Source organism: Halorubrum wangae (assembly GCF_051194135.1).
GTDB lineage: Archaea > Halobacteriota > Halobacteria > Halobacteriales > Haloferacaceae > Halorubrum.
This window is the reverse complement of sequence record NZ_JBLZNH010000001.1, coordinates 33,656-48,208: the sequence shown is the minus strand read 5'-3', so window position 1 is coordinate 48,208 and position 14,553 is coordinate 33,656. Positions and strand designations below refer to the sequence as shown.

The 14,553-nt window shown below is 68.3% G+C and carries 14 protein-coding genes; 12 read left to right on the top strand and 2 right to left on the bottom strand.

The features are described from left to right. Nucleotides 1-100: 100 nt before the first annotated feature. From ACNS84_RS00250 to ACNS84_RS00220, 7 genes are all read left to right on the top strand, one after another. A complete protein-coding gene (locus tag ACNS84_RS00250; RefSeq protein ID WP_435072847.1) occupies nt 101-2,278 on the top strand; it encodes a (Fe-S)-binding protein in 2,178 nt (725 codons plus the stop codon). A gap of 117 nt (nt 2,279-2,395) precedes the next feature. Beyond that, entirely contained in the window at nt 2,396-3,418 is a 1,023-nt protein-coding gene (locus ACNS84_RS00245) for a PstS family phosphate ABC transporter substrate-binding protein (RefSeq protein ID WP_435072846.1), read from the top strand. A gap of 56 nt (nt 3,419-3,474) precedes the next feature. Beyond that, a complete protein-coding gene (pstC, locus tag ACNS84_RS00240) occupies nt 3,475-4,449 on the top strand; it encodes a phosphate ABC transporter permease subunit PstC (protein ID WP_435072845.1) in 975 nt (324 codons plus the stop codon). Further along, nucleotides 4,449-6,215 (top strand): phosphate ABC transporter permease PstA, encoded by a 1,767-nt coding sequence (pstA, locus tag ACNS84_RS00235; RefSeq protein ID WP_435072844.1) that lies wholly within the window; start codon nt 4,449-4,451, stop codon nt 6,213-6,215. The genes pstC and pstA overlap by 1 nt, the downstream gene beginning before the upstream one ends. A 1-nt stretch (nt 6,216) precedes the next feature. Beyond that, entirely contained in the window at nt 6,217-7,053 is an 837-nt protein-coding gene (pstB, locus tag ACNS84_RS00230) for a phosphate ABC transporter ATP-binding protein PstB (protein ID WP_435072843.1), read from the top strand. Further along, nucleotides 7,054-7,752: a phosphate signaling complex protein PhoU gene (phoU, locus tag ACNS84_RS00225; protein ID WP_435072842.1), complete on the top strand. Its 699-nt coding sequence runs from the start codon at nt 7,054-7,056 to the stop codon at nt 7,750-7,752. Further along, complete coding sequence (locus ACNS84_RS00220; RefSeq protein WP_435072841.1) at nt 7,752-8,174, top strand: arsenate-mycothiol transferase ArsC; 423 nt, start codon at nt 7,752-7,754, stop codon at nt 8,172-8,174. Before phoU ends, ACNS84_RS00220 begins: the two co-directional genes overlap by 1 nt. 173 nt (nt 8,175-8,347) lie before the next feature. Here ACNS84_RS00220 and ACNS84_RS00215 read toward each other — a convergent pair whose 3' ends face one another. Continuing rightward, nucleotides 8,348-9,280: a VOC family protein gene (locus ACNS84_RS00215; protein WP_435072840.1), complete on the bottom strand. Its 933-nt coding sequence runs from the start codon at nt 9,278-9,280 to the stop codon at nt 8,348-8,350. A 90-nt stretch (nt 9,281-9,370) separates the two neighbouring features. On the opposite strand from ACNS84_RS00215, the gene ACNS84_RS00210 reads away from it, so the two are divergent. The 4 genes from ACNS84_RS00210 to ACNS84_RS00195 all read left to right on the top strand — a co-directional run bounded on the left by ACNS84_RS00210 (nt 9,371) and on the right by ACNS84_RS00195 (nt 12,801). Next, on the top strand, nt 9,371-9,790 hold the full coding sequence (locus ACNS84_RS00210; RefSeq protein ID WP_435072839.1) for a cobalamin B12-binding domain-containing protein: 420 nt from the start codon (nt 9,371-9,373) through the stop codon (nt 9,788-9,790). Further along, nucleotides 9,791-10,936 (top strand): methylmalonyl Co-A mutase-associated GTPase MeaB, encoded by a 1,146-nt coding sequence (gene meaB / locus ACNS84_RS00205; protein WP_435072838.1) that lies wholly within the window; start codon nt 9,791-9,793, stop codon nt 10,934-10,936. 47 nt (nt 10,937-10,983) lie between these two features. Further along, nucleotides 10,984-11,940 (top strand): alpha/beta fold hydrolase, encoded by a 957-nt coding sequence (locus tag ACNS84_RS00200; RefSeq protein ID WP_435072837.1) that lies wholly within the window; start codon nt 10,984-10,986, stop codon nt 11,938-11,940. Between the two features lie 99 nt (nt 11,941-12,039). Beyond that, the gene (locus ACNS84_RS00195) at nt 12,040-12,801 is read left to right on the top strand and encodes a response regulator (protein ID WP_435072836.1); all 762 of its coding nucleotides are present in this window, start codon (nt 12,040-12,042) and stop codon (nt 12,799-12,801) included. A gap of 37 nt (nt 12,802-12,838) precedes the next feature. Here the strand turns inward: ACNS84_RS00195 and ACNS84_RS00190 are convergent, their stop codons facing one another. Further along, nucleotides 12,839-13,357: a DUF4442 domain-containing protein gene (locus ACNS84_RS00190; RefSeq protein WP_435072835.1), complete on the bottom strand. Its 519-nt coding sequence runs from the start codon at nt 13,355-13,357 to the stop codon at nt 12,839-12,841. Nucleotides 13,358-13,564: 207 nt separating this feature from the next. Between ACNS84_RS00190 and ncsA the strand changes: the two genes are divergently transcribed. Next, nucleotides 13,565-14,548, top strand: coding sequence for a tRNA 2-thiolation protein NcsA (gene ncsA / locus ACNS84_RS00185; RefSeq protein WP_435072834.1), 984 nt, complete (start codon nt 13,565-13,567; stop codon nt 14,546-14,548). The last annotated feature ends 5 nt before the right edge of the window (nt 14,549-14,553 follow it).

Below are 14,553 nucleotides of genomic sequence, written 5' to 3'. Positions count from 1 at the left end.
GTCGAAGACGGGGCGAGAGCGGGGGCAGATCGGCGAAACGGAATGGGGTGCGTTCCGCGTTGTGACAAGCTTTAACCCGACAGTATCCGGCTGATCGATCATGACTGCCTTGCAGGCGGCCACCCGGGAGACGTTCTGGACGATCGGTCCGGTGGGGAAGGCCGCGTTCTACTGGCTTGCCGTGGTCGCGATCCTCGTGTTCCTCTACGGCGTGTACGCCCGGTTCGCGGCGTACGCCCGCGGAACCGCAGACCCCCGCGACCGGCTGTCGGACCTCCCGTCGCGGGCCGTCGCGGCGACTCGAACCGTGCTCTCGAACGAGAATCAGTTCGACGGCGACGTGTACACGGGCGTGATGCACACGTTCGTGCTGTGGGGCTTCCTCACCCTGCTCGTCGCGACGACCATCCTCGGGTTCGACATCGACGTCTACCGCCCGATCGCCGGCGAGTCGTTCTGGGTGGGCGACTTCTACCTCGCCTACCAGTTCATTGTCGACGCGTTCGGGCTGCTGTTCGTCGTCGGCGTCGGCATGGCCATCGCCCGTCGGTACCGCGAGCGCGCCGGGCGACTGTGGGGCAAACACACGTCAATCGAGGACGACGCGTTCGTCTGGACGCTCTTCCTGCTGGGCGTCGGCGGGTTTGTCGTGCAGGCGCTCGGTATCGTCGGGCAGCCGGCACGCGCCGACGAGACGGTGAGCTTCGTCGGCATGGCGATGGCGTCAGGGTTCCAGTGGGTCGGGCTGACCCCGGTGGGCGCCGAGGCGGTGTACGGCGTCGTCTGGTGGAGCCACTCGCTGTTGGCGTTCGCGTTCATCGCGTGGATCCCGTACGCCAAGCCGTTCCACATGATCTCCTCGTTCGCGAACGTCGTCGCCCGCGACGAGAAGGCGGGCGCGCGGCTCCCGAACGTTCCGGCCGACCTCGATCACACCAACGCCGAGTCGCTCGACGACTTCACGTGGAAGGAGCTGATGGACGGCGACGCCTGCACGAAGTGCGGGCGGTGTACCGACGCCTGCCCGGCCGACACGGTCGGTCGGAACCTCGACCCGCGGAACGTCATCCTCGACCTGAAGGCGTACCGCGAATCCGTGACCGACGACCCGGTGGCCGGCCGCCGGGGAGAGATGGCCACCGACGGCGGGGTTGCGAGCGCGGACGGCGGCACCGTCCCCATCGTCGCCGACGAGGGCGGCGTGATCGCGAGCGAGTCGATGGAGTCCTGCATGTCGTGTATGGCCTGCATGGACGCCTGCCCGGTCGACATCGAGCACCTCACCTCGTTCACCAAGATGAACCGTCAGCTCGTCGACGAGGGGGCGGTGGACTCGAACCTCCAAGGCGTGTTCCAGGACGTCATGCAGAAGGGGAACACCTTCGGCGAGTCGCAGTCGGCCCGCGGCGACTGGGCCGACGAGTTGGACGACGTCGAGATCCCGGACGCCCGCGAGCGCGAGGTGGAGTACCTCTGGTACGTCGGCGACTACCCGAGCTTCGACGACCGGAACAAGAAGGTCGCCCGTGCGCTCGCCCGACTGTTCGACGAAGCGGACGTCGAGTTCGGTATCCTCTTCGACGACGAGAAGACGGACGGTAACGACATCCGGCGGATCGGCGAGGAGTTCCTCTACCTCGAACTGGCGGGTCACCACGTGGAGACGTTCGCCGACTGCGAGTTCGACACCATCGTCTGCACCGACCCCCACTCGTACAACACGATCAAAAACGAGTACCCCGAGGTCGACTTCGCGGAGTTCGCGGACGACCCGATGATGCCGTTCGACCGCGAGGAGCCGTGGAACGCCGACGGCGAGGTCGACGTGCGGCACTGGACGCAGGTGGTCGAAGAGCTGGTCGACGACGGCCGTCTCGGGCTGACCGGCGACGAGCTCGGCTACACGGTCACCTACCACGACCCCTGCCACCTCGGTCGGTACAACGACGAGTACGAGGCGCCGCGGGAGCTGATCCGAGCGACGGGCGCCGACCTCCACGAGATGCCTCGCTCCCGGGACGACTCGTTCTGTTGCGGCGGCGGCGGCGGCGGTCTCTGGACCGAACACGACGAGGCGGTCAAGCCGAGCGAGGAGCGGCTCCGCGAGGCGGTCGAAGACACCGACGCCGGCGACGGCATCGAGAAGTTCGTCGTCGCCTGTCCGATGTGCACGACGATGTTCGAGGACGGCCGGAAGACGGGCGGCTTCGAGGACGACGTGGAGATCGTCGACGTCGCGGAGCTGTTGATCGAGGCGGTGGACGTCGGGAGTAAATAACGCGGAGCGCGCAACGGCGATAGATCTATATAGTCTATATACTGCATCCGAGCGATACCGTCCCGACAGTACCGCTCATAGCATACTACTTATATCGACGTCGCGCTCGATCGGATGATGGCATCAAGCCACGACGCGGACGCGAACGGGATCACGCGACGGAAGTCGCTCGCGGCGCTCGCAGGCGCCGGGGCCCTCGGACTCGCCGGGTGCACGCAAAGCTCCGGAGACGGCTCCGGAGACGGCTCCGGAGACGGCTCCGACGGAGGAAACGGCTCCCTCTCCGGAGCGATCAACATCGCGGGATCGAGCACGGTGTTCCCGCTGATGAGCGCGGTCGCTGAGGAATTCGCCGAGGACCATCCCGACGTCCAGATCGACGTCAGTTCGACCGGATCAGGCGGCGGCTTCTCGAACTTCTTCTGCGTTGGCGAGACGGACTTCAACAACGCGAGTCGGCCGATCCAGCCGGCAGAGGAGGAGCTGTGCGCCGAGAACGGCGTCGAGTACGTTGAACTGGTGGCCGCGACCGACGCGCTCACCGTCGTCGTCAACCCCGAGGCCGACTGGATCGACTCGCTCACGGTCGAGGAACTCAAGCAGATCTGGCAGTCCGACGCCGCGGAGACGTGGGACGAGGTCCGCGACGAGTTCCCGAACGAGGAGATCGAACGGTACGGCGCCGCCGACACCTCCGGGACCTACGACTACTTCATCGAGGCGGTCCTCGGCGAGGACGGCCACACCAGCGACTACCAGGCGACCGAGCAGGACAACACGATCGCGCAGGGAGTCTCCGGTAGCGAGTACGCCATCGGCTACTTCGGCTTCGCGTACTACTTCCAGAATCCGGACCAGCTCAAGGCGCTCGGCATCGACTCCGGCGACGGTCCGGTCGAGCCGAGCCTCGAAACCGCGGCGAGCGGCGAGTACACCCCACTCTCTCGGCCCCTGTTCACCTACCCGTCGATCTCCTCGCTCGCCGAGGAGCACGTCGCCGAGTTCGCCCGGTACTTCGTCAGTCAGACGACGAACGAGGACCTCGTCGCCGGCGACGTCGGGTACGTGCCGGCCACCGAGGAGACCCAGGAGGAACAGATGGGAATCCTCGAGGACGCCATCGAACAGGCGCAGGGCTAAGCGGGCGCGATGAACCGGTGTATTGATTTACGACTGCGTGCGATACCTCACCGTTCGTGACTGACAGCACAGAGAGTCCCGATCTGACCCGACAGGGCGGGCTCACACGACTGAAGGAGGGTACCTACGGTGGGCTGTTCGCCGCGTGCGCGGCGGCCACCCTGCTCACGACGGTTGCGATCTTCGTAACGCTTCTGTCGGACGCGGTGGTGTTCTTCTCGGCGGTGCCGATCACCGAGTTCCTGACGACCACCAACTGGAGCCCGAACCCGGCCGGCGGCGGGCAGGCGTTCGGTATCGTTCCCCTGCTCATCGGGACGCTCGTCGTGACGGTCACGGCGGCGTTCATCGCGCTGCCGACCGGCACGCTCACGGCGATATACCTCAGCGAGTACGCGACCTCGAACGCGCGCTCGATCCTGAAACCGCTCCTGGAGATCCTCGCCGGGATTCCGACTGTCGTATACGGCTACTTCGCGCTGGTGTACATCACTCCGGCACTGAAGGCGACGCTGTTCCCGGAGATGAGCACCTTCAACGCGCTCTCGGCGTCGATCATGGTCGGTATCATGACGATTCCGATGGTGTCGTCGATATCAGAGGACGCCATGAGCGCGGTGCCGGACGAACTCCGGCAGGCCGGCTACGGGCTGGGGGCGACGAAGTTCGAGGTGTCGACCGGCATCGTGGTCCCGGCCTCCATCTCGGGGATCGCCTCCTCGTACATCCTCGCCGTCTCCCGCGCCATCGGCGAGACGATGATCGTCGTCGTCGCGATGGGCGCGCAGGCGCGGATGCCCGAAGTTCAGGAGGTGGCCTTCGGTATTCCCTTTATCAACCCCGCAGACGTTCTGCTCGACTCAGGGATGACGATCACCGTCGCGATGGTCCAGATCGCCGGGGGCGACCTGACGGGCGGATCGATCCCGTACGACTCGATGTTCGCGCTCGGTCTCGCGCTGTTCGTGGTGACTCTCGTAATGAACGTGATTAGTGATATCATCGCGGAACGCTACCGGGAGGAGTACTGATGGCGACCGACAACGCGGCGGCGGGCGGGTTCGGCGAGGTCAGTCGGGTTCGGGGAATCCTCTTCGAGTACCTCTCTTTCGGCGCGAGCGTGTTCGGGCTCGTCGCGCTCGGCGTGCTCCTCGTCTACGTCTCCGTCGACGCCTTCGACCTGGCGAACGCCAGCCCCGAGTGGCTGTTGACGTACTTCGTGACGCTCGTCGTTCCCTTCCTCGCGTTCTGTCTGTACAGCGCGAGCGACCCGGCGGTCACGCGGCGCGCGCTTGGCGCGCTCGGCGGCGGGCTCGTCGCCGTCGCCGCGCTCTTCACCGCTATCGAGGCGGTCGTCGGGACGATCCCGCGACTCAATTGGCAGCTCGCGTACCTCTTCGTCGTCGCTGTGCCGGTCACCGCGTACCTCGCGTACGTCGGGAGCCGCGGCCGCCCCGGCGCCGTCGGCTTCGGGCTGCTCGGCCGCCTCGTCGGCGGCGTCGCGATCGGGCTCGCGGTCGGAACCCTGTTCCTGGTGTTCGACCCGCTGGTGTGGTTCCTCGCGTACACGCTCGGGGTCCTGCCGGCCGTAGCCCTCTACGCGTACGGTCACCGACGCTCTGAGGGCCGAGCGATGACCGCGGCGATCCCCGTCGGACTCGTCGGTCTTGTCGTCGCGGTGGTCCTCCGCGGCGTGATCGCGGTGTATCCGTCGGACCTCCTCATCTACCTCTGGACGATCGCGGTCCCGGTCGCGGCCGCCGGGGCGCTCGTCGCTGCCGACCGCGGCGGTCGAACCGTCGCGGCCGTCGTCGCCGGCGTCCCGCTCGCCATCGCGACCGCCGGGGGCTTCCTCGCCGCGGGCGCCGGACTGCCGGGCCCGACCGTCCTCCTCGTGCTCGTCTTGACCGGCGTCCCGACGGCGGTGTACGTCTCCCGCGTCGTCGACGTCGGCGAGGGGCTCACCGGACTCGCGCTCCCGGTCCTCCTCGCAGTCGGCGTGATCGCCGGGACGCTGATCGTCGAGGCGTGGGGCGTCCCAGCGCCCGACCCGTGGCTCGACGCCTCGTATGTCACGGAGGCGCCCTCCCGGACACCCGAGGAGGCCGGGCTCTACCCGGCCATCGTCGGCTCAGTCATCATCATCGCGCTCGTCGCGGTGATGTCGTTCGCCCTCGGCGTCGGTACCTCCGTTTTCTTGGAGGAGTACACGCCGGAGAGCGGGATTTTCGGGTCGCTGACGCGGCTGCTACAGATCAACATCGCGAACCTGGCTGCCATCCCGTCGGTCGTCTACGGTCTCCTCGGACTGGGGCTGTTCGCGAACCTGCTCGGGTTCGGCTTCGGGACGGCGGTGACCGCCTCGTTGACCCTTTCGCTGCTCATCCTCCCGATCACGATCATCTCCGCGCAGGAGGCGATCCGGTCGGTCCCGGACGACCTGCGACGGGGGTCCGACGCCATGGGCGCGACGCGCTGGCAGACGACGAAGAACGTGGTCCTGCCCGAGGCGATGCCGGGGATTCTCACCGGGACGATCCTCGCGCTCGGCCGCGCCATCGGCGAGACCGCGCCACTGATCATGATCGGTGCGGCGACGACCGTGTTCAGCGCGCCGAACAGCCTGTTCAGTCGGTTCAGCGCCATGCCGATGCAGATATACGCGTGGGCGAACTTCCCGCAGGCGGAGTTCCGCTACGGCGTCGTCGCCGCCGGCGTTATCACGCTGCTCATCATTCTGGTCGGCATGAACGGAACGGCGATACTGCTGCGGAACCGCGCGGAGCGGGGGAGCTAACATGAGTAACACGACACCTGACGACTCGCTCATCACGACGGAGGTACAGGCGGAATCGAACGACAGTCGGCCCCCGCTCGCAGACGCGGGAACCGCGGTCGCGGCGCGCAATCTCAACGTCTACTACGGCGACGAGCAGGCGATCGACGACGTGTCGATGGAGATCCCCGAGAAGCGCGTGACGGCGCTGATCGGTCCCTCCGGCTGCGGCAAGTCGACCTTCCTCCGGTGTATCAACCGGATGAACGACATGATCGAGATCTGCCGCGTCGAGGGTGCCATCGAGTTCGCCGGGAAGAACGTGTACGACGACGACGTCGACCCGGTCGCTCTGCGCCGGAAGATCGGGATGGTGTTCCAGAAGCCGAACCCGTTCCCGAAGTCGATCCGCGATAACGTGGCGTACGGCCTGAAGATCCAGGGGTTCGACGGCGACATCGACGAGCGCGTCGAGCAGTCGCTGAAGGGCGCCGCGCTGTGGGACGAGGTGAAAGATCAGCTCGACTCCTCGGGATTAGAGCTCTCCGGCGGACAGCAGCAACGGCTCTGTATCGCTCGGGCCATCGCGCCCGACCCGGAGGTCATTCTGATGGACGAGCCGACCTCGGCGCTCGACCCCGTCGCGGCCTCGAAGATAGAGGACCTCATCGACGACCTCGCGGAGGAGTACACCGTCATCATCGTCACGCACAACATGCAGCAGGCGGCCCGGATCTCTGACCGAACGGCGGTGTTCCTCACCGGCGGCGAACTGGTCGAATACGACGACACCACAAAAATCTTCGAAGACCCCGAAGAGCAGCGCGTCGAGGACTACATCACCGGGAAGTTCGGGTAGATGCCCCGAGAGAACTACCAGGAGCGGCTCGAGCAGCTCCGAAGCGACGTGGTCGCGATGGGCGACCTGGTCCTCGACCGGTACGAGACCGCTCTCCGCGCGGCCGAGACGGGCGACGACGACCTCGCCGCCGAAGTGATCGACGGCGACCACGAGGTCAACACCCGGTACCTCGAGCTGGAGGAGGAGTGCACGGAGCTGCTCGCGCTCCAGCAGCCCGTGGCCGGGGACCTCCGGCTGGTGACGGCGTCGTTCAAGATCATCACCGACCTCGAACGCGTCGGCGACCTGGCGACGAACATCGCCGAGTACGGCGGCGACGGCGGCGGGATCCACCCGGCCGTCGACTTCCGCGAGCTCGGCGACGCGGCCGGCGAGATGATCGCGGACGCGGTCGAGGCCTACGAATTGTCCGACGCCGACGCCTGTCGGGAGATCGACGCCCGGGACGACGACCTCGACGAGCGCTGCCGCCGGGCCAGCGAGGCGGTCGTGCGGAGCCTGCTCGAGGCCGACCGCGCTCGCACCGAGGCGGACGAGACCGCGGAGTCCGACTCCGACCACCTCGCGGACACGCTCGACGAGATATCCCACGCCCTGCTGGCGATCCGCGACCTCGAACGCGTCGGGGACCACGGGGTCAACATCGCCGCCCGCACGCTGTACATGATCGAGAGCGACGACGAGCTGATCTACTGATGGGGACGACGCTCGCGTTCGTGTGCGTCCGCAACGCCGGGCGCAGCCAGATGGCGACCGCGTTCGCGGAGCGCGAACGCGAACGCCGCGGGCTCGCGGACGAGGTCGAGATCGCGACCGGCGGCACCGCCCCCGCCGATGGCGTCCACGACGTCGTCGTCGAGGCGCTCGCGGAGGTCGGCCTCGACGTGAACGGGCGGGAGCCGCGACACGTCTCCGAGGAGACGCTCGCCGCCGCCGACTTCGTCGCCACGATGGGCTGTTCGACGCTGGCGCTGGACGGCGTCGACACCGACGACTGGGACCTCGATGACCCGGGCGAGCGCCCGATCGAGGAGGTCCGCGAGATCCGCGACGAGGTCGAGCGCCGCGTGGTCGCCCTCTTCGACGAGCGGTTCGGAGCGGACGACGGCGAGCGGTGAGCGGTAATCCCTTTTAAGTAAGATCCCGGGGGCAGGGGGAACGCTTCCGCACCGATCGTTCCGCGACGATAGTCTATTTATAAATGACCGCCGGAGAGCGACCGTGACCGCCCGCGGTGCGCCGGTCGTTCGCTTATTTATAAATAACTGCGCTCACCGCCCGCTCGGATGCGTCACTCCGCCCGAACCCGTACTTCGATGCCGTCGCCGTCGATGACTGCGATCCCGCCCTCCCGTTCCTCGACGGCGAACTCGGCGTCGCCGTCGGACGCGGCCGCGTCGAGTCGGGACCGCACCGCGTCGAGAGCGGCGTCGTCCGGCACGATCACCTCGAACCACGCGAGCCCGCGCCCGGAGGTCGGCGTCGTCCGCCCCCGCCACGTGTTCGCGCCGAGGTGGTGGTGGTAGCCTCCGGCGGCGACGAACCGGACGTCGGGGCCGGTCATGCCGACCTCGAAGCCGAGCCCGTCGACGTACACCGCCTCGAACGCCGACAGCGACGTCACTTCGAGGTGGACGTGGCCGACGTCGGTGCCTGACGGGACGCGGTCGGCGGGGGCGGCATCGGCGGAGGCGCGGTCAGCGGCGTCGGCGGAGCCGGCTCCCTCCGCCGCGGCGGCGACGCCCTCCAGATCGAGCGGCTCGGTCGCCATCCGGACCGTGCCGTCGGCGGCGACCGACCACTCCTCGCGGGGTCGGTCGCGGTAGATCTCTACCCCGTTCCCCTCCGGATCGTCGAGGTACAGCGCCTCGCTAACGAGGTGGTCGGAGGCACCGTCGAGCCGCCAGCGGTCGCGCACCCGAGCCAACGCCTCGCCGAGCGCGGCCCGAGAGGGGAGCCGGAACGCGGTGTGAAAGAGTCCGGCGTCGGTGCGCTCGCGCTCGGGGCGGTCGGGGTCGCGTTTCAGGACGAGCAGGGGGACGCCGTCAGCTCCGAGGACGGCCTCGTCGCCGTCGCGGTCGAGCACAGCGAGGCCGACGACGTCGCGGTAGAAGGCGGTCGTCTCGTCGAGGTCGGCGACGTGGAGTGCGACGCGACCGATCCGCGTCTCGGCCGGGAGGCGTCCGTCGCCGGAGGAGCGGTCCTCGGGTGGGGCGTCGGTCATACATCGACCGACGGGCGCCCGCGCGTTCAACGGTTCGATCTCACCCGATCGTCCGTTAGAGTCAAACGGTGGCGCGACGCAGTAGCCGACATGAGCGCCGAACAGGAGGAGCGAGCCATCCGATGTCTGGTCGCGAAGGTCGGACTCGACGGCCACGACCGGGGCGCACACGTGATCGCGCGGGCGTTCCGCGACGCCGGCTTCGAAGTCGTCTACTCCGGGCTCCACCGCGCCCCCGACGACATCGTACAGGCGGCGGTGCAGGAGGACGTCGACGTGCTCGGGATCTCGATCCTCTCGGGCGCACACAACACCCTCGTCCCGAAGGTGATCGAGGGGCTCAAAGAGTACGACGCGTTCGACGACACGCTCATCTTAGTCGGCGGGATCATCCCCGACGACGACGAGGCGGAGCTCAAGGAGCTCGGCGTCGCGGAGGTGTTCGGCCCCGGCACGCCGATGGCGGAGACGATAGAGTTCATCCGGAACAACGTACCGGAGCGAACGTAGATGGGCGGGCCGGAACGCGACGCGACGGCGACTGCGCGAGCGCCGGAGCTGAGCGACGACGACGCCGAACTCGTCGACGCGCTGCTCGGTGGGAGCCACCGAGCGCTCGCCCGCGCCATCACGAAGATCGAGAACCGCACAGCGGGTCACCGCGCGATCGTCGCCGCGCTCCACGAGCACACGGGCGGGGCGGACGTGATCGGGATCACGGGATCGCCCGGAGCCGGCAAGTCGACGCTCGTCGACAAGCTGGCGGCCGCCTACCGCGAGCGCGGGGACACCGTCGGCGTCGTCGCGGTCGATCCCTCCTCGCCGTACACCGGCGGCGCCGTGCTCGGCGATCGGATCCGAATGGGGTCGAACGTCGGCGACATGGACGTGTTCTTCCGGTCGATGAGCGCGCGCGGCCAGCTCGGCGGGCTTTCGATGGCGACCGCTGACGCCGTCAAGGCGCTCGACGCCTTCGGGAAGGACGTCGTGATCATCGAGACGGTCGGCGCCGGGCAGAGCGAGGTCGACGTGGTTCGCACCGCAGACACCGTCGCGGTGCTCGTCCAGCCCGGCTCCGGCGACGACGTGCAGACGTTGAAGGCCGGCATCCTCGAGATCGGTGACGTCTTCGTCGTCAACAAGGCCGACATGGACGGCGCGGAGCGCACCCTCGCCGAGCTGGAGGAGATGGTCCACCGCCGCGAGGGCCCGACGGCCGGACTCGACACGGGCCATCACGGGTTCGACGCACCGGCTCACCCGGACGACCCGGACGGCGAGACGGCGCACGGCGGCAATAGCGACGGGGGCGACGGCGATGCGGGCGGAGACGCCTCCGAGTGGACTCCGGAGGTGCTCCGGACCGTCGCGAGCACTGGCGAGGGCGTCGACGATCTGATCGCGACGTTCGACGCGCACGCCGCGCACCTCCGGGAATCAGGCGAGATAGAGACGACAAAGCACCAGCGCTACGCCGAGGAGATCCGGACCCTCGTCCGCGCTGACGTGGGCGCGCTCGCGACCGAAGAGATCGAGCGCCACGGCGGGATAGATCGGCTCGCCGAGTCGGTACGGCGGCGCGAGACCGACCCGTACAGCGTCGCCGCCGAGATCGTCGGCCCCATCGTCGATTGCGTGGAGACGGACGGAGCGTAGCGCGGACCGCCACGAGTTATAAGTTGCCCGCGGACCAACAGGTTCGTATGAAACTCAGGAACCTCGCTGGGACGGCCCTCCTCGGCGTCGGCGCGCTCGCCGCCCTCAACACCGGACTGCGATACGAGGGGGAGCTGGAGGCCCCGCTCGACGGCGACGACGGCGTCTTCCGCTGGCGAGGGATCGACGTCGCGTTCACCGAGGCGGGAGACCCCGACGATCCGGACCTCGTCCTGCTCCACGGGATCAACGCCGCCGCCTCCTCGGGCGAGTGGCGCGCGGTGTTCGACGACCTGGCGGCCGACTACCACGTCGTCGCCCCCGACTTCCCCGGGTACGGTCGCTCCGATCGGCCGCCGCTGCGGTACTCCGCCGCGCTGTACGAGGACTTCGTCCGCGACTTCCTCGCCGACTTCGAGGAGCCGGCCGTCGTCGCCTCCTCGCTATCGGCCGCGTACGTCGCCAAGGCGGTCACCGGAGACGGGTCGAGTGACGGCGGCATCGACCTGCGCGGTTTCGTCGGCGTCTGTCCGACGAGCGTCGCGGGGCCGAGCCCGCCGAAGTCGTGGCTCCGCGAGCTGATCCGGTCGCCGCTGGTCGGTGACACGCTGTTCAACGTCATCTCGGCGAAGCCGTCGATCCGATATTTCAACGCCGACCACGGCTACGACGATCCGACGGGACTGAGCGAGGAGTGGATCGACTACGAGTGGCGGACGGCGCACGTCGAGAACGCCCGGTTCGCCCCGGCGTCGTTCATCTCCGGCTACCTCAACAGCGACATCGACCTGGCGGCCGCGCTCGCCGACCTCGACGTGCCGCCGACGATCGTCTGGGGGCGCGAGGCCGAGGTGAGTCCCCTCTCCGACGGGCGTGAGCTGGCTGAGGCGTCCGGCGCACGCCTCGTCGTCTTCGACCGCGCGCGACTGCTCCCGCACGTCGAGCATCCGGACCGATTCGTCGAGACGGTCCAGGAGAGTCTCGTCGCGGGCGCGACCGCCTGATCCGGTCCCCTTCCAGATCCCTCTCGCGACCCCTGCCCGAGTATCAGCCGTGAGTACCGGGGCACAACGGGTATATCCCGGCGTCGGAGACCGGAAACTATGACTGACGCTGCGCTTCGCGTGCTCTGCGTCGACGACGAGCCCGGCCTCGCGGCGCTCGTCGCGGCGTTCCTCGAACGCGACGACAGACTCAACTGCGAGACCGTCACCGAAACGGATCCGGCCGTGGCATTAGACCGCATCGAGCGCGAGCGATTCGACTGCGTCGTGAGCGACTACGACATGCCCGGGGCTACCGGTGTCGAACTTCTCTCTGCCGCGCGCGAGACAGACCCCGATCTGTCCTTCCTCCTCTTCTCGGCGACCGACCCGGACGCCATCGCGGCCGAGATGGTGCGGGCGGGCGTCAGCGATTACGTTCACAAGCACGGCGGCGACGAGGGGTACACCGCACTCGTGCGCCGCGTCGAGCGCGCCGTCGACGGCGAGGGAGGGCGCTTCGAGGCGGGCGCCGGCCCCACGACCGACGTGGCGCTCGACGGGGTCTGTACGATCGCCCCGGACGGCACGTTCGAGTTCGTCGGTGAGGAGTACGGTCGATTGTACGGCTACGAGCCGGAGGAGCTCGTCGGCGAGCCCTGGCAGCGCCTCCATCCAGACGAGGAGGTCGAACATATCCGAACCAACGTCATCCCGGCGGTGATGGACGGCGAGCGGTGGACGGGGATGAGCGAGGGGCTCCGCGCCGACGGCACGACGTTCGCGGAGTCGAAGCAGGTGAGCACGGCCAGCGACGACCGCCTCGTCATCTCGGTGTCGCCGGTCGAGTCGGTCGGCGGCGGGCCGGCCGCGAGCGACTGAGGCTGGCGGGCGACACCCAGCGTCGTCCGGCCGTGTCTCAGGCGTCTCGCCGGACGTACAGCGTCTTCTCGCAGGCCGCGTGGACGGTCCCCGACTCGTCGACGAGCGAGACGAGGTATTCGCGGTCGATCGACTCGCCCGACGCGACGGCGTCGCGGATCGACTCGGTTTCGGCGACGGGGAGTTCGAACTCGGCGTACAGCGTGTCGCGCCCCGGTTCGATGAACTCGAGCGCAGCCGACTTGTCCCAGACGGTGAACTCGTCGCCGAGAACCCGCCGAAGCATCGTCATGTACACGGGGTCGATGGCGGCGTAGAGGCTGCCGCCGAACGTCGTCCCGACCGCGTTGCGCGTCCGCCAGTGGAACGGGACGCGGACTCGTACGAACCGCCAGTCGGCGCCGATGTGGTCGACGCGGGCGCCGGTCCCGCGGTAGGAGGGAAACAGATTGAAGCCGTGGCGCCACAGGCGAGTGCGAAGGCTCTCGTCCGGGGGGTCCTTCCGGAGAGGTCGGCGGTCGGGATCGCGGTCGACGCCGGTCGGCGAATCGGTCACGTTCAACCGGGGCGGCTCCGGCGACAAACCCGTGTCGGAACGGGCGACAACGCGCCGGCGGTTGTCGACGTCGATACACGGACGGTTATTGATAAATGACCGAGGCGGGCTCCGTGGTTGTCACGGGGATTCCGCCCCGACTCGCGACTACGCTCACGTCACCTCGCCCCGAAACGGGTATCCGCGCGCGACCGCAACCCGACATCGATGGAGTGCGACAAGTGCGGAGCCGACGCCGTTCACCACGCCGCCTACTCGGGGGCGCACCTGTGCGGCGAGCACCTCCGCCGGTCGGTCGAGAAGCGCGTGAAACGCCGGGTCCGTGAGGACGGCCTGCTCGATCCGGACGCGACGCCCGAGGATCCCGACCGCTGGGTGATCGGTCTCTCGGGCGGGAAAGACAGCGTCGCGCTGACGCGGATCTTAGACGACGTGTTCGGGACCGACCCCCGCGTCGAGATGCTCGCCCTGACGATCCACGAGGGTATCGAGGGGTATCGCGACGAGAGCCTCGACGCCTGCGTCGAGCTGGCCGAGGAGCTCTCGCTCAGGCACGAGGTCGTCTCCTACGAGGAGGAGTTCGACGTGCAGATGGACGACGTGGTCGAGAGCGACCCGGAGAATATGGCCGCCTGCGCGTACTGCGGCGTGTTCCGGCGCGACCTCTTAGAGGAGTACGCCGCCGAGTTCGACGCCGACAAGCTGCTCACCGGCCATAATCTCGACGACGAGGCCCAGACAGCGATGATGAACTTCCTCGAGGGCGACGTCAGACAGGTGGCGAAGCATTTCGACGCCTCGCTCGGCCCCTTCGACGAGCGCGAGGGCACCGAGGCGTTCGTGCCGCGCGCGAAACCCCTCCGCGACGTACCCGAAAAAGAGATCGCCCTCTACTGTCACGTCCGCGACCTCCCGACCCACATGGCCGAGTGCCCCCACTCCTCGGAGGCGTACCGCGGCGAGATCCAGTCGACGATCCACGAGTTAGAGGAGAACCACCCCGGGACGCGCCACTCGATCATGGCCGGCTACGAGGAGCTCTCGGCGCTCGCGGCCGAGACGTACCGCGAGGGCGGTGACGCCGCAGACGGCGCCCCGGACCTCGGCGAGTGCGAGCGCTGCGGCTCGAAGACGAGCCGAGACGTCTGCCGGAAGTGCCGCCTGCTCGACTCGATCGAGGCCGCGAGCTGATCGGC